Source organism: Allomuricauda sp. CAU 1633 (genome assembly GCF_017313225.1).
Classification (GTDB): domain Bacteria; phylum Bacteroidota; class Bacteroidia; order Flavobacteriales; family Flavobacteriaceae; genus Flagellimonas.
In genome coordinates this window covers 87,932-111,643 of the sequence record NZ_JAFLNE010000006.1, presented here as the reverse complement: position 1 = coordinate 111,643, position 23,712 = coordinate 87,932, and the positions used below count along the sequence as shown (strand labels likewise).

General features: G+C 42.0%; 12 protein-coding genes. 11 read left to right on the top strand and 1 reads right to left on the bottom strand.

Translation table 11 applies throughout. The annotated features are described in order from the left end of the window. Nucleotides 1–2 precede the first annotated feature (2 nt). The 9 genes from J0X14_RS15620 to J0X14_RS15580 all read left to right on the top strand — a co-directional run bounded on the left by J0X14_RS15620 (nt 3) and on the right by J0X14_RS15580 (nt 19,130). Nucleotides 3–1,442, top strand: coding sequence for a rubredoxin (locus tag J0X14_RS15620; protein WP_207098745.1), 1,440 nt, complete (start codon nt 3–5; stop codon nt 1,440–1,442). A gap of 431 nt (nt 1,443–1,873) precedes the next feature. Continuing rightward, nucleotides 1,874–4,822, top strand: coding sequence for a SusC/RagA family TonB-linked outer membrane protein (locus J0X14_RS15615; RefSeq protein WP_207098744.1), 2,949 nt, complete (start codon nt 1,874–1,876; stop codon nt 4,820–4,822). Between the two features lie 12 nt (nt 4,823–4,834). After that, nucleotides 4,835–6,370: a RagB/SusD family nutrient uptake outer membrane protein gene (locus J0X14_RS15610; protein ID WP_207098743.1), complete on the top strand. Its 1,536-nt coding sequence runs from the start codon at nt 4,835–4,837 to the stop codon at nt 6,368–6,370. 108 nt (nt 6,371–6,478) lie between these two features. After that, on the top strand, nt 6,479–9,859 hold the full coding sequence (locus J0X14_RS15605; RefSeq protein WP_207098742.1) for a VCBS repeat-containing protein: 3,381 nt from the start codon (nt 6,479–6,481) through the stop codon (nt 9,857–9,859). Then, entirely contained in the window at nt 9,856–10,446 is a 591-nt protein-coding gene (locus J0X14_RS15600; protein WP_207098741.1) for a hypothetical protein, read from the top strand. Before J0X14_RS15605 ends, J0X14_RS15600 begins: the two co-directional genes overlap by 4 nt. Before the next feature lies 1 nt (nt 10,447). Continuing rightward, nucleotides 10,448–13,795: a VCBS repeat-containing protein gene (locus J0X14_RS15595; RefSeq protein ID WP_207098740.1), complete on the top strand. Its 3,348-nt coding sequence runs from the start codon at nt 10,448–10,450 to the stop codon at nt 13,793–13,795. A gap of 7 nt (nt 13,796–13,802) precedes the next feature. Next, on the top strand, nt 13,803–17,060 hold the full coding sequence (locus J0X14_RS15590; protein WP_207098739.1) for a VCBS repeat-containing protein: 3,258 nt from the start codon (nt 13,803–13,805) through the stop codon (nt 17,058–17,060). Between the two features lie 90 nt (nt 17,061–17,150). Continuing rightward, nucleotides 17,151–18,143, top strand: a complete 993-nt coding sequence (locus J0X14_RS15585; protein WP_207098738.1) for a glycoside hydrolase family 43 protein — start codon at nt 17,151–17,153, stop codon at nt 18,141–18,143. A gap of 3 nt (nt 18,144–18,146) precedes the next feature. Next, nucleotides 18,147–19,130 (top strand): arabinan endo-1,5-alpha-L-arabinosidase, encoded by a 984-nt coding sequence (locus J0X14_RS15580; RefSeq protein WP_207098737.1) that lies wholly within the window; start codon nt 18,147–18,149, stop codon nt 19,128–19,130. Between the two features lie 24 nt (nt 19,131–19,154). On the opposite strand, the gene J0X14_RS15575 is transcribed toward J0X14_RS15580, so the two are convergent. Then, nucleotides 19,155–19,826 carry an arylesterase gene (locus J0X14_RS15575; RefSeq protein WP_207098736.1) on the bottom strand — a complete coding sequence of 224 codons (672 nt, stop codon included), beginning with the start codon at nt 19,824–19,826 and terminating at the stop codon, nt 19,155–19,157. Between the two features lie 77 nt (nt 19,827–19,903). Between J0X14_RS15575 and J0X14_RS15570 the strand changes: the two genes are divergently transcribed. Together J0X14_RS15570 and J0X14_RS15565 are read left to right on the top strand one after the other, a co-directional pair. Further along, nucleotides 19,904–20,581 (top strand): ABC transporter ATP-binding protein, encoded by a 678-nt coding sequence (locus tag J0X14_RS15570; RefSeq protein ID WP_207098735.1) that lies wholly within the window; start codon nt 19,904–19,906, stop codon nt 20,579–20,581. Next, a complete protein-coding gene (locus J0X14_RS15565) occupies nt 20,581–23,124 on the top strand; it encodes an ABC transporter permease (RefSeq protein WP_207098734.1) in 2,544 nt (847 codons plus the stop codon). Before J0X14_RS15570 ends, J0X14_RS15565 begins: the two co-directional genes overlap by 1 nt. Nucleotides 23,125–23,712: the final 588 nt, after the last annotated feature.

Genomic DNA, 23,712 nt, shown 5'->3' with positions numbered 1-23,712 from the left:
CCATGAATGACGATTTGCACAGAATACTGATTAAAGGGGGGATTACTTCCCCAGGGGAACTCAAGGACAGTATAGCCATGCTGGAAGCCGCAGGATTGTCTGAAGTGTATTTTGGGTCACGCCAAGACCTACTTTTTCCCTTAAACGATGTAAAAAAGGATCATTTGGAAAAAATATCCAAGTACAATACGGATATCATTGCCAATAGATCCTATCAAAATATTGTGTGTTCTTATGTTTCAGTGGATATTTTTGATACCACCTATTGGTTAAAGGGGTCAACCTATCTGTATTTATTGGAGCAGTTTGATTTTCTGCCCAAACTAAAAATCAATATTACAGACCCCAAGCAACGATTGGTGCCCATTTTTAGTGGTAACCTCAACTTTGTAGCATCGGAACAAGAAGATTATTGGTACCTGAACATACAATTGCCCCATTGGAAGAAAAGTGCCTACTATCCTGTTTTAATCTATAGTTGGGATATGGTCACATTATGTAGGGCCATTGAAGAGGTGTACCATACCATGGACAATGTGGACCAACTCTTCACAGTGCTGAACCAGCGAATGCAGACCCATAACAACAAAACCATCAATAAGGAACTTCATATTCCATTTTTAACCTTCCCGTATTATGAAGGGATGAACCGCATGGGCTTAGATCAATTTTGGTTGGGGCTGTATTGGAGGAACAATCGGTATGACCTGAAATTTTTGAAGGAATTTTGCGGGTTTTGTTTGGACAATAGTATTGGGAAAATCTGCATTACCCCTTGGAAATCGTTCATTATAAAAGGGATACCCAAGGAAAGTCGCCCAGAATTGGAACGTTTTTTAGGCCAAAGGGGTATCAATGTCAGGCATTCGCAATTGGAAATGAACTGGCACCTTCCGGTTGATGATAAAGAAGCGTTGGAGCTTAAAAAATATTTGGTGAACAGCTTTGACCAAAACGACATCAGTACATACGGACTTACCTTTGGCATCAGCAAAGATGTAGGCAAACAATCCCATTTTTCCTCTATTGTAATTGAAATAAACCCATTGTCCCAGTTGGTGGAAAAATATAATGCGAAGCCAACCTACAACGTGTGCCATTTTAAGAATTTTGACCCCAATACCAGACAATATTTGATTTATGCCCAAGATGTGGATCAAAAGGAACTACCCAACTTGTTGATTGAATTGAGCAAACAATATTTCCTGCAACTCGGGAACGAAGATGCTCCAAAAGAGAAAAAGACAGAGAAAATGGAGCAGACTATGCATGCCGTCCATCAATGTCAAAGTTGTTTAACGGTTTATGATGAGGCCATTGGGGAGCCGCAGTCCAACATTGCCCCAAATACCAAATTTGAAGATTTACAGGAAGACTACGTTTGCTTGGTTTGCGGTTCGGAAAAATCAATATTCAAAAAGGTTGAAATTGCCATGGTTTAGCAAGTAGCTAATTGATAAATTTTAACGCCACCTTTATTAAATAATTGTTAACACAAAAATCAGGCCCCACTGATCAATTCCTTCCTTTTTTGCTCTCCTAATAAATAAACACTTCCCATTCTTGGGTTTAGCTCTTTTCTTTGAAATACCGCCAAAGCCTAAGCCCAAGAAAATTGCACAAATTGCAATCCATTTTACCTTTCCAATAATAAACTGGCATTGAGGATATTGCCACATTCCTCACTATGGGATGTTCTAGGTGTTCAAAAATCAAGATGTAAAAAAATCCTTTAAAAATCATGCTTGCAAGCAATTTCGAGACATTATAAGTGTTAAAACCACATTTTTTTAACGGAATATTTGCAAATCCCAATTTATTTCGTTTCCTTGCATGTGTAAAACGCACACTTATTTAACGTAAACTAAACAAAATGCTGAAAAACACACAACTATCATTTGTGAAGTTGCGGGTTCCCAAAAGTCTTTGGGTGCTGGCAATTTTCTCATTTTTTCTTGGGATGCAAGTGCATGCCCAAGATCAAAAAACAGTATCTGGTACTGTAACGGATGCAGCTACCGGGACACCTATCCCTGGTGCCAATGTCATTGTTAGGGGAACCACTTCAGGAACCGTTACAGATTTTGATGGTATTTATCAAGTTGAGGTCAGTGACCAAGACGTTCTTGTCTTCTCGTACGTAGGTTTTAGGACACAAGAAGTTCAAGTTGGAGCACAGACCACTATTGATGTATCCTTAACAGAAGATTTTACCCAATTGGATGAGGTAACCATCACAGGAATTGGTTATGGTACCGTGGAACGAAGGGAAGTTACCAGTGCCGTGGCCAGTGTGGACTCTGATGAATTCAACACGGGTAACATTAATGATCCTGCACAACTTTTGCAAGGTAAAGTGGCTGGTCTTTCTATTGCACGACCAGGGGGTGACCCAAACGGAGGGTATAATATCCGGTTAAGGGGACTTTCTACCTTTGGCGCCAATGCGCAACCTTTGGTTGTTATTGATGGAGTATTGGGCGGTTCACTGCAAAGTATAGACCCCAATGATATTAAATCCATTGAAGTCTTGAAAGATGCTTCGGCAGCAGCCATTTATGGTACTCGAGGTTCTTCTGGGGTTATTTTGGTAACAACCAAAAGAGCTTCTGGGGTTGACAATGCCAGAGTAGAGTACAACACCTACTTCTCTATGGAAAGTGTGGCCAAATTTGTGGAAAACTCCTCTCCACAAGAATTCATTGAAGCAGGAGGAACCGATAACGGTTACGAAACAGATTGGTTGGACTTGGTAACGCGAACTGGTGTAACCAATGTGCACAACTTGGCACTGTCCAATAGCATAAAAAGTGGACATTACCGCGCTTCGGTGAACTACAGAGATGTGGAAGGAGTCGCTATTGGTAGTGGCTTTGATCAATTCAATGCGCGTTTTAATTTGGTGCAACGAGCCATCAACGACAAACTTACCCTTACTATCAATGGGGCCATTACCAAGCGTAAAGCTTCTTTTATTCCCTACGAGGCTCAACGTTTTGCTATCATTGCGGATCCTACGGCTCCGGTTTACATTGATGGAGATCCTGCCAATGGGTATTGGGAACCAACCACTCCCGAATACCATAACCCATATGCTATTTCGCAAGAAACTACGGATGATGGTATTTTCACCACGCTTTTGGGTACGATCAAAGCTGACTATAAGTTGACTGATGATCTTAGTATTGCAGGTTTTTATTCCCTTCAGCACGAAAGCGACCAACGATCTCAATATTACAGCTCAAGAATGCGATTTTCTTCAGCAGCGGGACAAGGCGGTAGAGCTAGAAAAGAGGCTGAAGATCGTGAAAACGAACTTTTTGAGTTGACCGCAAACTATGAAAAATATTTTGGTGATGTAAAATTCTCATTGCTGGGAGGTTATTCTTGGCAGGAATTTACCTTCACCAACTTTGATGCGTTCAATACCAATTTTATAACCAATGACTTGTTGTACAATTCCTTGGAACTTGGATTGGGGTCAGCTACAGGTAATGATGCTTTGGTAGGACTCAATAGCCAAAAGGAAGAATCTCGATTGATTTCTTACTTTGGAAGGGCTATGCTTAACTGGAAGGACAAATTCTTCATGAGTGCATCGTACAGACGTGAAGGATCATCCAAATTTGGTGATAATGAGAAGTGGGGTAATTTTTATGCGGTAAGTGGTGGTTTGGATTTTGCCCAATTGTTCGATATTCCTTTCAGTTCCTTAAAACTAAGAGCAGGATATGGGGTAACCGGGAACTTGCCCAATCAGAATTACGAGTATAGAACCCGCTTGTCAAGGGGTAGTAGGTCCCAATTTAACAATCAATGGATACAGGGTGTAAATTTTGCCTCCAACCCTAACCCCGATCTAAAATGGGAGGAAAAAGCGGAGACCAATATTGGATTGGATTTTGGGTTGTTGAATTCCAGACTTTATGGTTCTATTGATGTGTATAGCAGAAACTCTACAGATATCCTTAGCTTTCTTGAAGTTCCACAACCGCCTAATTTCTTTGGAAGGACATTGGTCAATGTGGGTGAATTGGAATCAACAGGGGTAGAGGTGACCTTAAATGGTGCTGTGGTTCAAACCAGTAAGGTAAACTATACAACAGGCATTACTTTTTCAACCTTTAACACCAAATTAGTCAGTTTTGATGGGGAACGTCAGGTATTGTTCCGTGGAAATTTAGGTCCTCCGGGGTTAAATGGAATTCAGCCAATTAAATTGGAGGAAGGAAAGGTTATTGGTGAAATCGTGGCTCCTATTTTTGAAGGACTGGCAGAAGATGGCTCTAGAATCATTACGGACCAAAATGGGGATGGTACAATTTCCCAAGAGGATGATGCAGTGGTAGTGGGTAATGGACTTCCAGATTTTGAGTTGTCTTGGAACAACAGTTTAACCGTTGGAAAGTTTGATTTGAGTGCTACGTTCCGAGGTGCTTTTGGCCATAGTTTGGTGAACATCAACAGAGCATACTACGAATCTCCGTTGGCTTCGCAGAACTACAACCCTGTGCGTACTAAATATTATTTGCCAGACTTGACCCAAGGAGAAAGCTGGAACAGCTATTATGTAGAAAAAGCAGATTTCTTTAAATTGGATAACGTGACTGTGGGCTATAACATTGATTTAAAGACCGATGTTATTAAAAACTTTAGGGTATATGCCACAGGACAGAATCTGTTTGTGATTACGGGATATACAGGGGTAGACCCAGAGGTACACTACGATTGGTTTGGTGACCCACTTGCCCCAGGTATTGATGATCGAACCTCTTACTTCAGGTCTCGTACCCTTAGTTTAGGTCTAAACGTAACATTCTAAAAAATATTTGTAATGAAAAGGACAGAAATAATAACTAAATTGACTTTGATGGTCGTCTTGCTGGGATGTATCAATTCCTGCACAGATTTGGAGACCACTTTGTATAGCGAACTAACTCCAGATACGGAGTACACCACAGAAAATACTCAAATTGCTGCTATTCTTACAGCCTATGCGCCTTTGGCTGGCTCGTATGGAAACAATGGCTATTTTGAAGTTCAGGAGTTGTCAACGGAAACCAGTGCCGCTCCCGCCAAGTTTGGGCCATGGGATGATGGAGGTATCTGGGCACGTTTGCACAGACATGAGTGGGAAAACAATGCATGGTTTATCAACAATACCTGGAATATGTGTTTTAGTGGTATTGCCACCTGTAACCGATTGATAGAGGAATTTGAGGCTACGTTGGAAGATCCCACTGAGGCTGTGAATGAACTACGGGCGCTACGAGCTTTTTATTACTTCACTGCTATGGATCTTTGGGGAGATGTACCTTTGGTAACTTCCTTTGCTGAAGCAGAGGCCAGCCCATCCAGAACACCCAAAGCGGAGGTGTATAACTTTATCACCAGTGAGTTTGAAGACTTGATTACCCAGTTGCCAGCTGACGTTGGAGGACAATATTATGGTAGATGGAACCGATGGGCTGCTATGGGGATTTTGGCTCGAGTGTATCTCAATGCCGAGGTGTACACTGGAACTCCGCAATATCAGAAAGTGTTGGATTTGACCCAACAGATTATTGATGGAGGACAGTATTCTTTGGTGGCCAATTACATGGACAATTTCACCATAGATAATACAGGTAGTAGTGAGAATATCATGGTGGTGGTTCAGTCCAAAACCAGTGGAGGACAGTTCAATATGCACATGAGGACCCTACACCCATTGAACCGTGCTACCTATAATTTCACAGATGGTCCCTGGAACGGTTATACCGCCTTGGAGGAATTTTACAATTCTTTTGATGATGCCGATAATAGAAAAGAAATATTCATAACTGGGCAACAGTTCACATCATCAGGTGAACCTATTAATGACCCCAATGGTGCCATTGAGGTTGACTCTCAGGGAAATTCCGACCCAGATGGCACGCCACTGATTTTTACACCTTATATCAACGAATTGTTTCCTTTTGCATTTAGCCAATCCGGAGCGCGGATAGGGAAATATGAATTTGAAAATGGAATCGCATTGGCTATGGATAATGATTTCCCAATCATTCGTTTTTCCGAAATATTGCTGATGCGGGCTGAAGCGCTATGGCGTTCTGGCGGAAACATGACCGAGGCTGAGGAATTGGTAAGACAGGTTAGGGAAAGAGCTGGTTTGGCAGCAATCTCACCTTTGACCGAGGATGCCCTCTATGATGAAATCCAAAGAGAATTGGCTTTTGAGGCACAGGCACGAACCATTATGATTCGTTTTGATCGATTCACAAGCACTTGGTGGGAAAAAACAATTACCGATCCCAACAAGAATGTGTTCCCAATACCAACCGCTCAGTTGAACGGAAACCCCAATCTAACCCAGAACCCTGGTTATTAGAGGTATATGTTTTCAACATAGAATTAGTTTGTTTTAGTTAGTTTTATAGAAAAGACACAATTAGCTTTTTGTGTCTTTTCTTATTTTTAATAATAGAAGAAGGATAGTATGATAAAAAGAGGGCTCATTGGTTTGGCAATTCTGCTCGCTGGATGTCAAAAACATCCAGAATCTTTGGATTGCGGTTCAAGGGATGGAGCTCTTTTTTCTTTATTATCGGCCGAAGAGACGGGAATTGATTTCAGAAACGATCTAAAATACACAGAGGAATTCAATACATACACCTATCGCAATTTTTATAATGGTGGGGGTGTGGCCATTGGGGATCTGGACAAGGATGGACTCCCCGATGTTTTCTTTACTGGAAACATGGTCAGTAATAGATTGTACCTAAATCAAGGAGGGCTTAAATTCAAGGATGTCACGGATGAAGTTGGATTGAATTCAGAGGGAATATGGTCCACTGGTGTAAGTCTCGCTGATGTAAATGGGGATGGCTGGCTGGATATTTATATTTGTAAATCCGGAAAACCCGAAGGAGAGAATCGGCACAATGAACTTTTTATCAATAAAGGAATTGATAAAGACGGCAATTTAAGTTTTGAAGAAAAAGCTGAGCAATATCGTATTGCAGATTATGGCCTTTCAACCCATGCTGCTTTTTTTGATTACGATAAAGATGGTGATCTGGACATGTACTTGCTCAACAATTCCATTCGTTCCGTAGGAGGCTATACCTTAAAAAAAGATCAACGGTTGATTCGTGATCCCAATGGGGGCAATAAACTGTACAGAAACGATGGCGATTCATTTACAGATGTAAGTGAACCTGCTGGAATTTATGGCAGTGCCATCGGATTTGGTTTAGGCGTTACCATCGGCGATATCAATAGGGATGGCTGGCAAGATATTTTTGTTTCCAACGATTTTTTTGAAAAGGATTATCTCTATGTCAATAATGGCGATGGTACGTTTACCGAATCCTTGGAAACGGTCATTGGTGAGATAAGTTTGGGTTCCATGGGAGCCGATATGGCCGACATCAACAATGATGGTTGGCCCGAAATATTTGTCACCGAAATGCTTCCCAAGCAAGAGTCTCGCTTAAAGACCAAGGCCATTTTTGAGGATTGGAACAAGTATAAAGCCAATGTAAATGCAGGCTATCACCGTCAATTCCCAAGAAACGTGCTACAGCTCAACCAAGGCCTTCCCAACAGTGAGGGGCATATTAGCATGTCCGAAATATCCCGTTTTGCAGGCGTTGAGGCCACAGATTGGAGTTGGGGCGCCCTTATTGCCGATTATGACAATGATGGAAACAAGGACATGTTCGTGGCCAATGGTATTTTTAAAGATCTCATTGACCTGGACTACCTTAATTTTTATGCAGACCCCATTACCACAGCAAGATTATTTAGGGAAAAAGGGAGCTATTTAAAACAGTTGATAGACAGTATCCCATCCAATCCCATGCCCAACTTTGCTTTTATGAACAATGGAGACCTCACCTTTACAAATACATCGGAGGAGTGGGGGTTAAATTGCCCCAGTTTTTCCAATGGCTCTGCGTATGGGGATTTGGACAATGACGGAGACTTGGATTTAGTGTTGAGCAATGTAAATATGCCCGCCTTTATCTATCGAAACAATGCAGAATCCCAAAAAAAGGATAATCATTTTATCAATCTGAAGTTTGTTGGTCTCGAAAATGAAATAAATACTTCTGGTTTGGGCACCCAGGCCACGGTATATTCAAAAGACAAAATATACTATCAAGAATTGGCGCCCATGCGGGGGTATCAATCCACTGTGGATGATCGATTGCATTTTGGTCTGGGAAATACAGACCGCATAGATTCCATACAGGTGAAATGGTCCGATGGGAGCATCAATATTTTAAATAATGTTGAGGTTGATCAATTTCTTACCATTTCGTATTCAGAACACACAGATGGTGTTGAAAAGAACAGGGATTGGATGAAAGCCCAAGGCCAAACCTGGTTTACCGATGTATCCGATTCCATGACCATACCCTATCTCCATAAAAAATCCTCATTTAACGATTTTGATAGAGATCTTCTGCTTTTTGACATGATTTCCGCAGGTTTTGCCCATATCAATACTGCTGACATCAATGGAGACGGCAGAATGGATTTATATTTAGGTGGTAATAAGGGAGAAACGGCGGTATGCTATCTGCAAGATAGCAATGGGCAGTTCCAAAAAATGATACAGCCCGCTTTTGAAGCTGATAAATCCAGCCTCGATACCAATTCAGCTTTCTTTGATGCCGATAATGACGGGGATTTGGATTTGTACGTCTGCAGCGGAGGGAATGAATTTCCCAATAGCTCTTCCTCGCTCAAAGACCGTCTTTATATCAACAACGGAAAAGGCCAATTTTCAATATCCAAACAATGGTTGCCCATCAATCGCTACGAAAACAGTTCCGTTGTAAGCCCAGCCGATTTTGATGGCGATGGGGATATGGACCTTTTTGTGGGGATTCGGTCGCAACCATTCAATTATGGAGAGCCCAGTAACGGATATATATTGCAAAATGATGGGAAGGGTAACTTTAATGAAGTTGGCGAGGATGTTGCCCCTGGATTACGCAATTTGGGTATGATTACAGATGCGCAATGGTTCGACTACGACCAAGATGGTGATCAAGATTTGGCTTTGGTGGGCGATTGGATGCCCTTGATCCTATTTGAAAACAACAATGGACAATTAACGAACAAAACCGCAGAACTGGGATTGTCCAAAACCAATGGTTTTTGGAACACCTTGGAGGTTTCGGATCTAAATCAAGATGGGTTGCCCGATTTAATTGCAGGTAATTTGGGTGAAAATACCCGTTTGCGTTCTACCGAAGATAAACCAGTTACCATGTACGTTCAGGATTTCGATAAAAATGGAAAGCCGGAACATATCATAACCATTTATAACGGGGAAGAAGACTATCCTCTGGTAGGGCGTTCAGAGCTGGTGGAACAATTACCCTATCTAAAGAAAAAATATTTAAAATATCACGCCTACAAAGAACAAACCGTGGAGGATATTTTTGGGAAGACTATTATTGATGAATCCCAAAAGCTGGAGGTGTTTACCACCGCCTCCTCAGTTTTCTTAAACGAAAAGGAATCTTTCAAGAAAATTAACCTTCCTCCAGAGGCGCAGCTATCCCGAATTTTTGGATTGCGCATTGAAGATTTTGACGATGATGGAATACCTGATATATTGGCTGGTGGAAATTTTTATTGGTCCAAGCCCGAAGTTGGTATCAATGACGGTTCGCGGGGTGTTTTGTTGAAGGGGTTGGGCAATGGCCATTTTAAAGCAATGTCGATGGCACAATCTGGGTTGCAAATTGAAGGAGAAGTAAGGGAAATTCGTTCCTTGCACGTAGGTGCAAGCGAGTTTTTGGTACTTTCCCGACTTAATGACAGTTTGGTAGTGTTGAAAATGAATAGCGCACAATGAGATTAAAGACAATACGTGTATGGATCATCTTCATCGGGATGGTCTGTTTGGCATCTTGCAAAAAGAGCGATGCAGAACGGTATGTGGCCTTTGAAAAGGAGCAGCTTCAAAAGGGAGTGGTGCAAGATTCCCTTTTTTTGGGACTGTATTTTGGAATGTCAAAAAAAGAATTTAGGGAGTACTGTTTTGAAAAAAATATACAAAAGCAGTTTTGGCAGGGCGGACGCAAAAATACAGCATGGGTAGAGTCTAAAATTGAAGGCATGGAATATCCTGCTGCCATAAATTTTTATCCGTCCTTTACCAATGATACCATCACCGAAATGAATGCATCAATCTACTACAATGGGGCCACATATAAAGATGGTACTTTTGAAAGCGATAGCCTTCTGTTGGATGTATTACAACTTATGGACCATTGGTACGGAGGAAAAACCTTTAAGGTAAAAAGCCCGGTTTTTTATAAAAATGATGTTCATGTCCACCTAAAAGGCAACTGTAGGATAACAATTTCTCCAGATATGAGTGGACAATTGGTCAATCTTTGGTATTATGACCTAAAAAGAGCGGAAAAGCATAAAAGTTAGCATGAAAAAGAATATTCCATATCTATTAGTTCTTTTATTACTTGGGGTTTCCTGTCAGAAGACAAAAGAAGAAGTGCCTCCTTTGTTTGAAAAGATGTCCCCTGAGCAAACGGGAATTAATTTTGCCAATACTCTCTCGTATGACCGGGAGTTCAATGTATTTACCTATAGAAATTATTATAATGGAGGTGGTGTGGCCATAGGTGATGTTGATAAGGATGGCCTCCCTGATGTGTATATGACCTCCAATCTCCATCAGAATAAGTTATACAGAAATACAGGTGATTTCACCTTTGAAGATATTACCGAAAAAGCTGGGGTAGGGGGTGAAAAATCTTGGTCCACAGGGGTGACCATGGTCGACATTGATGGTGATGGTTGGTTGGATATTTACGTATGCAATTCCGGGGACATAGAAGGAGATAACAAACAGAATGAGCTTTTCATCAACCAAAAGGACGGTACTTTTGTGGAAAGTGCAGAATCCTTCGGTTTAGCGGACAAAGGATTATCTACCCATGCCGCTTTTTTTGATTATGATCACGATGGCGATTTGGATGCCTATGTGTTGAACAATTCATTTCGAGCTATTGGTTCCTTCAACCTGCGGGAAAATGAACGGGGTCAAAGGGATTCCATAAATGGCGACCGTTTTTATGTAAATGACAATGGGATTTTCCGGGATGCCAGTGAAGAAACGGGCATTTTTGGCAGTGAGATAGGATTTGGGCTTGGCGTAATGGTTTCAGACTTGGATTTGGATGGTTGGGAAGACCTCTATATCTGTAACGATTTTTTTGAACGGGACTATGTGTATATGAACAATGGGGATGGTACCTTCAGAGAGACACTTACCCAACAGATGAACTCCATAGGCATGGCTTCCATGGGTGTTGACGCCACCGATTTAAACAATGATGGTTACCCCGATATGTTCGTTACTGAAATGCTTCCAAAGGAAGAATCGCGCCTAAAAACTTCCATGTCCTTTGAGAACTGGGACAAATACCAGCACAATCGTAGATTCGACTACTTTAATCAGTTTACCCGAAACATGTTGCAAATCAACAATGGGCAAATAGCTCAGGATGGTGAAATCAGCTTTACCGAGAATGGACGTCTCAAAGGAGTGGAGGCCACGGATTGGAGTTGGGGGGTATTAATGTCTGACTTTGACTTGGATGGCTACAAGGATATTTACATTACCAATGGGGTTTATCAAGATATTTTGAACCAAGATTATCTTAACTACATTTCAAACGATGTGGTGATGCGGAGTGTGATTACCGGGAAAGGTGTCGATTTTAAAAAGCTCATAGACATAATACCTTCAGTTCCCATTTCCAATGTGGCCTACAAAGGAGGTGCACAAACCACCTTTCAGGATAAAACTAAGGAATGGGGGCTTTTTGATCCCGGTTTTTCAAACGGGGTTGCTTATGGCGATTTAGACAATGATGGAGATTTAGATTTGGTGGTCAACAACGTGAATATGGATGCTTTTGTTTACAAGAACACATCCGAAAACGTCAATCCCAACCGAAATTACCTCAAAATACATTTAGAGGGCGAGGGAAAAAACACCCATGGTATTGGGGCAAAAGTGAGTATGGTTCAAGATGGCCTCATTCAAGTCCAAGAGCAAGTCCCAACACGGGGATTTCAGTCTTCTATGGACTACGTGCTAAATTTCGGTCTGAAGAACAGTAACCAACTGGACACCTTGTTGGTGCAATGGCCGTCCGGAAAAAAATCAATTTTAACTGGTATTGCTCCCAATCAAAAATTGACCATTCGCGAAAAAGAGGCCGATACGGTTACATTACCCGGTAAAATGTGGTTCAATAGCAACAAGCATAACTTTGAATTTACGGTTAAAGAAGCTTTGTTGCCTCAAGACATGGTGCATCAAGAAAATCCATTCAGTGATTTTAATAAAGATGCCCTTTTGTTTCACATGAATTCCACCGAAGGACCTAAAATGGCCATTGGAGATAGTAATGGAGATGGATTGGATGACATTTACCTTTGTGGTGCAGCAGGTAGCCCAGGAAAATTGTTCATACAACAGACCAGTGGTGAACTTACAATGGTGAGCATGCCCGATTTTGGTCTGGACCAACTCTCGGAAGATGTAGATGCCCTGTTCTTTGATGCCGATGGGGATGGTGACCAAGATCTTTATGTGGTCAGTGGGGGCAATGAACATCCGTATGACTCACCAATGCTGAGAGATCGGTTGTATCTTAATAATGGTAAGGGGTATTTTAGCAAATCATTTGATCCCCTTCCCACTTCAATTGGCGAAAGTACCTCCTGCGTAGCGGCTTCTGACTTTGATGCCGATGGCGATTTAGACCTGTTTGTGGGGGTTCGGCTAAAGGATTGCTCATATGGGATTCCCCAGAACGGTTATATTTTGGTAAACGATGGCAAAGGTCGCTTTTCCAATCAAACCGCAACGTTGGCAAAGGGATTGGAGAGCATTGGAATGATAAAGGATGCTGTTTGGACCGATTTTGATTCTGATGGAGCGGTGGACTTGATTGTGGTGGGAGAATGGATGCCCATACAAATGTTCCAAAATAAAGAGGGCAGATTTGAAAATGTGACCAAGGACTACGATTTAGAACAGCAAACGGGCTGGTGGAACACTATCAAGGAAGTAGATCTGGATAATGACGGCGATATGGATTACGTCTTGGGTAATCATGGATTGAACAGTCGATTTAAAGCCAGTCTTGAACAGCCTGTAAGCTGTTACATCAAGGACTTTGATAAAAACGGGCTTCAGGATCAAATTATTTGCACCTATAACGATGGTACTTCATATCCGCTGGCGCTTCGACATGACTTGGCCAAACAGATGCCCTTTCTCAACAAGCGTTTCTTGAAATATGAAGATTACAAGTTGAAAACTGTTGAAGATATTTTTACAGAAGAACAGCTGAAAGATGCCCTGCATCAAGAGGTAACCTATTTGGAGAGTGCTGTTCTTTGGAACACGGACGATGGATTTCAATTGGAAGCACTTCCCGTAGAAGCGCAATTGGCCCCCATGTATGCCATACATGTTGAGGATTTTAATAACGATGGTTTTATGGATTTGCTCATGGGTGGAAACCTATTTGAGGTAAAACCCGAAGTTGGCCGTTACGATGCCAGTTATGGGGTCTGCCTTCTCAATCAGGAGGGAAAGGGATTCAAAACGGTGCCAAATCGTGAAATTGGCCTAAAATTGGAGGGGCAGGTACGGGATATTCAACCCATTAATCTCAATGAACAGGATGTACTTCTAGTGGCCCGGAACAACGATAAGGTTGAGGTACTGTCCGTTGGTCACAAGTAATCAATTTATGATGGGTACAATGGATGTTCGGATTTGTTTTTTTCTGGTACTCTTGCTTGTCGGCTGTGATAAAAAGACCACCTTGTTCAGCGAGATTCCCAATTCTGAGTCCAACGTCACTTTTGTCAATCAACTGCACGAAACGGATTCCATAAACATCAATGAATACTTATATGCCTATAACGGCGGTGGTATTGGTGTTGGGGATTTTAACAACGATGGCTTGCAGGACCTTTATTTTACCGGAAATCAGGTAAGTAATAAACTTTATATCAATCAGGGAGATTTTGTCTTTTCCGATGAAACCGAAAAAGCTGGCGTAGCTGGATTGACAGGAGCAAAAAATTGGACAACTGGTGTAACCGTGGTGGACATCAATAGCGATGGTTGGCAGGATATTTATGTATCACAGGTTTCCGATGGAACACGTTTTCAAGGGCATAATCTACTTTTTGTCAACAATAAAAATGGCACTTTTTCTGAAAGAGCATCCGAATTTGGGTTGGATCTAAATGGATATTGCCAACAAGGTGTCTTTTTTGACTATGATGGGGATGGTGATTTGGATTTATTCCAATTAAATCATTCCGTACATGAATTGGATGTTTATGTAAAAGCCGATAAACGAACAGTACGGGACAGCTTATCTGGTGATCGCATGTTGCGGAATGATCAAGGCTCTTTTGTGGATGTTAGTGAGGAAGCTGGAATTTACAGCGGAGCCACTGGGTATGGACTGTCCGTTATGGTGACGGATTTAGATAACAACGGTTGCCCGGATATCTACGTGTCAAACGATTTTCACGACAACGACTACCTCTATTATAACCAATGCAACGGCACGTTTAAGGAAGGGATTGAGACCAGCATGGACTTGAGCAGTAACTTTTCCATGGGAAGTGATGCTGCCGACATCAATAATGACGGTTTGGTGGATATTATGACCTTGGACATGAAGCCAGAGGATGAAATCGTCAAAAAAAGTAGTGCTGGGGAGGACCCTTACTACATTTATGAGTACAAAAAGAGTTTTGGCTTTGGAGAACAGGGGCCAAGAAATATGCTACACCTGAATCAAGGCGAACAATCTAAGGAAGGAATGGCTTTCAGCGAGTTGGCTCGTTACTCGGGTATTGAGGCCACCGATTGGAGCTGGTCCGTTTTACTGGCTGACTATGACAACGATGGCAACAAGGATATTTTTGTAACCAACGGGATTTTAAGAAGACCCAATGATTTGGACTATATAAAATATGATTATCCCATCGGAGTGGGGCGGGTGCCCAGCATGCAACTCACCCAGAAAATGCCCGAGGGCAAAGTGCATAATTATGCCTATAAAAATATCGGGGATGTACAATTTGAAAATGTTTCCAAGGAATGGGGATTGGACTTGTTGGGTTGTTCCATGGGGGCCGTTTATGCGGATTTGGACAATGATGGAGACTTGGATTTGGTGGTCAACAACTTAAACGCGCCATCTACCCTTTACAAAAATAATGCGGAGACTACGAATCAAAATTACCTGCGTGTAAAGTTGAAGGGAAGTGCTTCAAATCCTTTTGGGGTTGGAGCAAAGGTCACGGTTACATTGGAGAATCAAACACTGGTTCAGGAACTGTTCCCGGTAAGAGGTTGGTTGTCTTCCTCGGACTATAATTTGAATTTTGGTTTGGGTGAAAATAATCAGGTTGAATCCTTGAAAGTACAATGGCCAGATGGAAAAGTGCAAGAATTAAAGAACCTTCAGGTGAATGAAACGGTTCGGTTGGAGTATGATAATGCTGATACAATGAAACTTCCTAAAGAAAAGAAGGCCACCTATTTCACCCTATTGGACAGTGTTGGAGTTGATTTTCTACATAAGGAGAATGCGTTCATCGATTTTAATGAAGAAACCCTGATTCCACACAAACTTTCTACCGAAGGTCCAGCTTTGTGCATTGGAGATGTGAATCAGGATGGATTGAATGATATTTTCGTCGGCGGGGCTAGTGGTCAAACTTCCCAAATCTATTTTCAGCAGTATGGAGACCAAATTTATTTTGAAAAAATGGACGTTTCCGCTTTTGAGCAAGATAAAATGGCAGAGGATGTGGATGCCCTGTTTTTTGATGTGGACAATGACGGCGATTTAGACCTATATGTGGTTGCTGGTAGCGGAGAGCGAGGAAATGACATTAAAAATGAGGATAGGCTGTATCGATTTGAAAACGGAAGCTTTGAGAGAGATACTTCTTTTCCAAAAATTGTCAACAATGGGTCGGTGGTAGTGGCACAGGATTTTGATGCCAACGGCTTTGTGGATTTGTTCGTAGGGTCCCGCTCAATTCCGGGAAGCTATGGGCTAAACCCAAAGAGTTATGTGGTATGGAACCAGGGCAAAAATGGATTCAAGCTGGATGAACGCGAAGTGCTTTCCCGTTTGGGAATGGTAACGGATGCGGCTTGGGATGAACATGAAAAGGTACTGTGGGTAGTAGGGGAGTGGATGCCCGTTACTAAGCTCAAATTGTCCAAAGAAAACATAGTTGCAACTGAAATACCCGAATCAAGTGGGTGGTGGAATACCATTTCCTTGGCAGATTTGGATGGTGATGGTTCACAGGATTTAGTATTGGGTAATGTAGGTGAAAATTTGGGTTTGGATGCTTCTTCTGAGAAACCTTTAAAACTTTGGGTCAAGGATTGGGATGGAAATGGCCAAACCGACCCTATTTTGGTGCAGTACAAAGCTGGAAAGGATAGAGTGTTTGCCAGTTTGGATGAGCTGAAAAAGCAGTTGCCTTTCTTGGCCAGGAGGTATAATAGATATTCCGATTTTGCGGACAAAAGCCTGGACGACATCTTCACAGCAGATATGCGCAAAGATGCCAAGTTGAAACAAACTGTCACCCTGAAATCCCAAATAATTTACAATACTGGAAATGATACGTTTGCTATGGAACCCCTCCCCAACATGGCCCAGATAGCGCCCATTAATGACTTCATTGTCGGGGATTGTAACAAAGATGGTATAATGGATATCGTTTATGTGGGGAACTTTTCGGGTTTTGCACCATCCATAGGGCGAATCAATACTTCTACCGGAGGGTTACTTTTGGGAACTACCGATGGATCTTTCAAAGAAGTTCCACTAAGTGCATCTGGATTCCAGAGTTTTGGAAATGCCAATACAGCCCAGCCATTGACTATGGGACCTGCAACTGGCTTACTTTTAGGGTTGAACAATGGAAGGCTTCAACTTTATGGATTGAATCCCTAAAGAGGCTGTTTTTCAGACTTATCAGTCCAATTGTTTGGTTTAACCAATTATCTTTCGTTATTTTATAAATGTAAAAACAACACGTATAAAATGAGATATGGTATTTTGATAGGTTTAGTGGGTCTTATCTGGGCTTGCGAATCAAAGAAAGAGTCGGTTCAACCTGATGAAAAGGAGCAGGAACCCCAGATAGTCCAAAAAGAAGTGAACAATCCGGTGATACGGGATGTTTTTACTGCTGACCCAGCGGCCATTGTGCATAACGATACGGTTTATTTGTATGCTGGACATGATGAAGCGCCAGACGATTTCAATTTTTATAGAATGAACGAGTGGTTGGTTTTTTCCTCTACCAATATGGTCGATTGGGAACCGCACCCAGTCCCCTTAAAAGTTTCGGATTTTAAATGGGCCAAAGCTGATGCCTGGGCAGCACAAGTCATTGAAAGGGACGGTAAGTTTTACTGGTATGTGACCGTTGAACATGGCACAATACCTGGAAAATCAATTGGTGTTGCTGTTTCTGATAGTCCAGTGGGACCTTTTACGGATGCCCTTGGAAAAGCATTGATCACTAATGACATGACCAAAGCAACCGATATTTCTTGGGATGATATAGACCCAACGGTTCTTGTGGATGATGATGGACAGGCCTATTTGTTCTGGGGAAACACAGCGTGTTATTATGCAAAACTAAAAGACAATATGGTGGAGTTGGATGGGGATATCAAGACCATCGATTTACCCAACTTCACCGAAGCACCTTATATCCATAAAAGAGGAGATTGGTATTACTTGTCCTACGCGTATCAATTCCCCGAAAAAACAGCCTACGCCATGAGCAAATCCTTAGATGGTCCATGGGAATACAAAGGCATATTGAACGAATTGGCAGGAAATACCAACACCAATCACCAAGCCATATTGGAATACAAAGGCAAGGATTATTTCATCTACCACACCGGCGGTATTCAACCCAATGGAGGTAGTTTTAGACGCTCAGTTTGTGTGGATGAGCTGTTTTATAACCAAGATGGTACATTAAAACGGGTGGTAATGACCTCCGAAGGAATTCAAAAATAAGTTATGGAGCGTATCAAGATACTTTTAGCTGTTTCGATGTTTGGCATGTCTATCTTCTCATGGGCACAACAAACCCCTAGGGTTCATGACCCTGTGGTGATAAAAGAAAACAACACCTATCATCTTTTTTGTACAGGAAGGGGTATTTCGCATTTTGTTTCAACGGATTTAAAGAATTGGGAGAAGCTGGAGCCGGTTTTCAAGGAAAAACCATTGTGGACAGATGAAGTGGTACCCGATTTCAAGAATCATATTTGGGCACCGGATATCATCCATCAAAACGGTACCTATTATCTTTATTATTCGGTTTCGGCATTTGCAAAAAATACTTCGGCCATTGGATTGGTCACCAACACTACCCTCGACCCAAAAAATGAAAACTACAAGTGGGAAGATCAGGGTATTGTAGTTCAATCTGTACCAAACAGGGATTTGTGGAACGCCATAGACCCCAATATTATTTTTGATGAGAATGGGATTCCATGGATGTCGTTTGGTTCTTTTTGGAACGGGTTAAAAATGGTGAAGTTGAGCAAAGATTTAAAGTCCGTATCTCATCCTGAAGCATGGGAAACCATTGCCAGAAGAGAGCGCAGTTTTAATTTGGATGACAGTGATCCCGGAGACGCTGCTCTGGAAGCACCTTTCATTTTTAAAAAAGGAGCATATTATTACCTGTTCTTATCTTGGGATATGTGCTGCCGTGGTGAAAATAGCACCTATAAAGTGGTGGTTGGCCGCTCTGAGTCTGCAACAGGCCCTTTTGTTGATGCCGCAGGAAAAGCAGTGAACCAAGGCGGGGGAACGCTATTGATAGAAGGAAATGAGAACTGGTACGGGGTAGGGCATAACAGTGTTTATACCTTTGATGGGAAAGATTACTATTTCAGCCATGCTTATGACGCCAACGATAATGGTGCTCCAAAATTGGTGGTAAAGGAAATTACTTGGAACAACGGTTGGCCTTCCGTGGAGCCTATGGATTAAGGCTGATATTTATTTACAAACCTTTTAGAGCATCGGCTCTAAAACCGCCCAAACATTTTGTGCCACAATTTTTTGTCCTTCAACGGTGGGGTGTATCCCATCACCTTGGTTGAGGTCTGGTATACCGGCCACATTTTCAAGTAGAAAGGGAATCAAGGGTACATTTTCCTTTTCTGCCAATTCTGGAAATATGCGCTCAAAGGTGGAGGTGTATTCAGGTCCCATATTGGGCGGAATCTTCATGCCAGCCAGAACAATTTCAGCATCGGGTAGCTTTTCCTGAACCATATCCACCATAGCTTGGAGGTTGGATTCAGTTTCATGGAGAGGAACGCCTCTTAGTCCGTCGTTTGCTCCCAATTCAATGATAACAATCGAAATGTCTTCCTCCAGTACCCACTCCAATCTATTTTTTCCACTTGCCGTGGTCTCACCACTTAGACCCGCGTTGATGACTTGGTAATCCAACCCTAGGGAATCTATCTTTTGTTGAATGATTGATGGGAAGGCTTCTCCCAACTCAAGCCCATAACCAGCCGTGAGGCTATCCCCAAAAAATAGAATCTTCTTTTTGGAGTCATTGGTGACCGAAATGGTTTCCTGCTCCGTTTCCGTTTTCGATTCTTCGCTTACTTTTTTTTCTGAGGTTTTACCACCGCATCCTAAAAGCAGGAGGGTCAAAAAATAACAAAACATTAACTGCTTGGGGCGACGAGGATTTTTTTTGGTGAGAGTCAATTTTAGTATTTTGAGAGTTTTAACCAAAAGCATTTATGTCAAAGATATTAAAAGTTCAAAACCTTCATAAAACCTATCGAAGTGGAGAACACAACCTCACTGTATTAAACGATGTTTCTTTTGAAGTGGATAGTGGTGAAACCTTTGCCATTGTTGGGCCCTCGGGAAGCGGAAAAACAACATTGTTGGGACTGTGTGCCGGCTTGGATATTACCAATGAAGGGGATATTTGGTTGTGTAGTCAAAATTTGGCAGCACTTGATGAGGATGGAAGGGCTAGGTTAAGAAATGAGAAAGTAGGATTTGTTTTTCAGGACTTTCAATTATTGCCAACCCTTACTGCGTTGGAAAATGTAATTGTTCCTTTGGAACTGCGGGGCATCAAAAAAGCAACCCAACAGGGAAAAGAACTATTGGAGAAAGTTGGATTGGGGGATAGGGCAGGACATTACCCTTCGCAGCTTTCAGGCGGGGAACAACAGCGTGTGGCTTTGGCCCGGGCCTTTGCCAATAAACCGGCAGTATTATTTGCCGATGAACCCACAGGAAATTTGGATGATGAAACCGGAGCAAAGATTGAAAAACTCCTATTTGAGCTCAACAAGGAACAAGGTACCGCTCTGATTATTGTGACCCATGATTTGGAGTTGGCCCAAAAAACAGATAAAAGTATCCGGTTACGGTCGGGTAAAATTGAGGAAAGCTACAGTTGATGGTTGATAAGCAGAAAAAGGGAACTGGCATAGTATGGCTGTTCAAAATGGCATGGCGTGATGGGAAGGCGAGCTATGGCAAATTGGTACTGTTCATTTTCTCCATCACTCTTGGAGTAGCGGCGGTTGTAAGTGTTCACTCGTTCAGTGGACTGCTTAAAGAAAACATCGCATTGCAGTCCAAAGAGCTTTTGGGGGCTGATTTTCTGATTGAAAGCGATAAACCGGTCAATGACCGGGTAATGGGCATCATGGACTCCTTGGGCGGTGCTGATGCCAAAGAAATCAATTTTCTTTCCATGGGGGCCTTTCCGGGCAATGAGGGCACAAAATTGGTAGAAGTGCGCGGTGTTGATGGGGATTTCCCTTTTTATGGTGGTCTGGAGACCGAACCTACTACGGCAGTTGATGATTTTCGGAAGGACGGGGCATTGGTTGATGCCACAACTATGCTTCAGTTCAATCTAAAAGTGGGCGATAGCATTAAGTTGGGAGCGGTTACCCTTCCTATCGTAGGAGGTTTAAAAACGGTACCCGGCAGTAATTCGGTTTTTGGGGCCATTGCCCCGCCAGTACTGATTCCCTTCGATTATATTGATGCTACCGGTCTCGTTCAAATGGGGAGTCGTATTGACTACAAATATTATTTTAAGGCTCAAGAAGGGCAGGATATGGAAGCTCTCAATGATGTGCTGGATCCTATACTTGACAATGAGGATGCTGACATTGACACCCATGTATCAGAAGCGAGACGAATGGGTAGGCGTTATGAAAATTTTGGAAAGTTTTTGAACTTGGTTGGTTTTATTTCCCTGCTTTTGGGCTGTGTGGGTATCGCCAGTGGAATGAGTATCTATATCCGAATGAAACTCAAGTCCATCGCAGTGCTAAAGTGTCTGGGGGCTACAAAATATCAAAGTTATCTCATTTTTTTCGTTCAAATTGCCTGTATGGGAATGATTGGTGGGCTATTGGGTACGTTGTTTGGATATTTTATCCAGCGATTGTTTCCAGCGCTCTTAGGAGATTTACTGCCCATTGATGTTGGAATTTCCCTTTCCCTCCAAGATGTTGTATTGGGAGTCGCTTTAGGGATTACCATGTCCGTTTTGTTTGCAGTGTACCCCTTGATCAGGACATTGCATGTTTCTCCTTTACAAGCGTTGCGCGTTGTGGAAGAGGAAGGTTTCCGTTCTTCCAAGGCAACCCTAGCAGTGGGTACGGGTATAGTCCTTTTTGTGCTCGGTTTCTCATTTTGGCTTCTGGGAGATTTTGAGAGGTCACTCTATTTTGTGATTGGTTTAGGTGTTGTCTTTCTCGTTCTTACTGGCGTGGCCAAACTTTTTATGGCATTATTGAAACGATTTTTCCCATATTCTTGGAGTTTTACGGCCAGACAAGGGTTACGGAATCTCTTTAGGCCGCAAAACCAGACCCTTATTTTGGTACTGTCCATAGGAATTGGGACTTTTCTGATCAGCACACTATATTTTACCAAGGATATGCTCTTGCAAAAGGCGTCCATTGAGGATAATGCCAATAGCGCCAATATGATTTTAATGGACATCCAAACGGAGCAGGCTGATGCAATTTCCAATACCATTATGGCTTCGGGATTGCATGTGATAGACTTGATTCCCATTGTGACCATGCGTGTGGAAACCATAAAGGGAAAGCATGTAGAAGAGCTCAGAAGGGATACTACTTCACAAGTCAATCGCTGGATATTGAACCATGAGTTCAGGGTCACCTATCGCGATAGCCTCATCAACTCTGAGCAATCTATTGAGGGCGAATGGCCTCCTTCACTGGAATATAGTGACCCTCCAATTTCGGTGAGTGAAGATTTTGCAAGAATGTCCCAGATAGCTGTGGGGGACCAAGTTAGCTTCAATGTGCAAGGAAGAATAATCCCTACCAGTGTGGTAAGTATCAGAGCAGTGGATTGGAGTAGGTTACAACCCAATTTTTCCATAGTTTTTCCTTCCCGCACTCTCGAGAATGCACCTCAATTTAAAGTTATGACGACCAGAACAGGAGACGATAAAAGTTCGGCACAACTTCAGCAAAAATTGGTAAGGGCATTTCCCAATGTTTCCATTTTGGACTTGAATCGAATGCTGACCCTTTTGGAAGATATTTTGGGCAAAATCAGCTGGGTGATAAACTTTATGGCCTTCTTTAGCATTTTTGTTGGCGTGGCGGTGCTTATGGGAGCCATTTACAGCAGTAAACATCAACGGGTAAAACAGGGAGCTTTGTTAAGAACCTTGGGAGCCAAAGGGTCACAGATTTTAAGTATACTATCCATTGAGTATGCCGTTTTAGGGTTTTTAGGAGCGTTTATGGGGGTGATACTGGCCGTTTTAGCCAACTTTTTATTGGCATGGATGCTGTTTGATATGACATTTACCCCTTCAGCTGCACCATTTCTTATTATCATGCCACTGATTATTCTGTTGGTATTTCTTCTAGGAGTTGGGAACAGCCTGGGAATCGTTAGAAACTCCCCTTTGGTTGTTTTGAGAAAAGAGAAGGAGTAGGATACGCCAAAAACCAAACCTCCATCACCATTTTTACAGATGTACTGGAAATGTTCGTGATACGAATAGGGATACCTATGAATCACCTATGCAGCACAGCCATAAAATGATTTTTTCGGGGCTCATTATGAAATGCAGGATATGCAGATTTCGATTATTTCAGAATAATGAGTAAATTGAATAACTAAAATTAATTAACCTTAACTAAAAACAAACTCAAATGAAACTCTATTCTTCAAGGTTGGCATTCTCTCTTTTATGCTACCCAACTGGCATTACATAATGCACAAAGCTTATCAAAATTGACTGACAACACACTATAAGTCAATAATATAATTTGGTTTTTTGAGTATATGGATTCATTCAAATTCTACTGTTCCAGTGGTTTTCCAAGTTGGATATGATTCATAAAAAAACTGCAAATTTTGATGAAAGACATGCAGGTAAAAGTGGTGTTTTATAAGTGCAGATTGTGATACTCAGAAAGTAACAAGATTAAAAATTGGAGGTGTTGAGCACCATTTTTCGCAAAATTTATCTGTAAATTTTGTACCAATTGAAAGCTAATTGCAAAATTGATTTTTCATT

Bases quoted from the DNA above. Each gene is read 5' to 3' on its own strand.
- J0X14_RS15620 (WP_207098745.1), top strand. From the start codon at position 3: ATGAATGACGATTTGCACAGAATACTGATTAAAGGGGGGATTACTTCC.
- J0X14_RS15615 (WP_207098744.1), top strand. From the start codon at position 1,874: ATGCTGAAAAACACACAACTATCATTTGTGAAGTTGCGGGTTCCCAAA.
- J0X14_RS15610 (WP_207098743.1), top strand. From the start codon at position 4,835: ATGAAAAGGACAGAAATAATAACTAAATTGACTTTGATGGTCGTCTTG.
- J0X14_RS15605 (WP_207098742.1), top strand. From the start codon at position 6,479: ATGATAAAAAGAGGGCTCATTGGTTTGGCAATTCTGCTCGCTGGATGT.
- J0X14_RS15600 (WP_207098741.1), top strand. From the start codon at position 9,856: ATGAGATTAAAGACAATACGTGTATGGATCATCTTCATCGGGATGGTC.
- J0X14_RS15595 (WP_207098740.1), top strand. From the start codon at position 10,448: ATGAAAAAGAATATTCCATATCTATTAGTTCTTTTATTACTTGGGGTT.
- J0X14_RS15590 (WP_207098739.1), top strand. From the start codon at position 13,803: ATGATGGGTACAATGGATGTTCGGATTTGTTTTTTTCTGGTACTCTTG.
- J0X14_RS15585 (WP_207098738.1), top strand. From the start codon at position 17,151: ATGAGATATGGTATTTTGATAGGTTTAGTGGGTCTTATCTGGGCTTGC.
- J0X14_RS15580 (WP_207098737.1), top strand. From the start codon at position 18,147: ATGGAGCGTATCAAGATACTTTTAGCTGTTTCGATGTTTGGCATGTCT.
- J0X14_RS15575 (WP_207098736.1), bottom strand. From the start codon at position 19,826: ATGTTTTGTTATTTTTTGACCCTCCTGCTTTTAGGATGCGGTGGTAAA.
- J0X14_RS15570 (WP_207098735.1), top strand. From the start codon at position 19,904: ATGTCAAAGATATTAAAAGTTCAAAACCTTCATAAAACCTATCGAAGT.
- J0X14_RS15565 (WP_207098734.1), top strand. From the start codon at position 20,581: ATGGTTGATAAGCAGAAAAAGGGAACTGGCATAGTATGGCTGTTCAAA.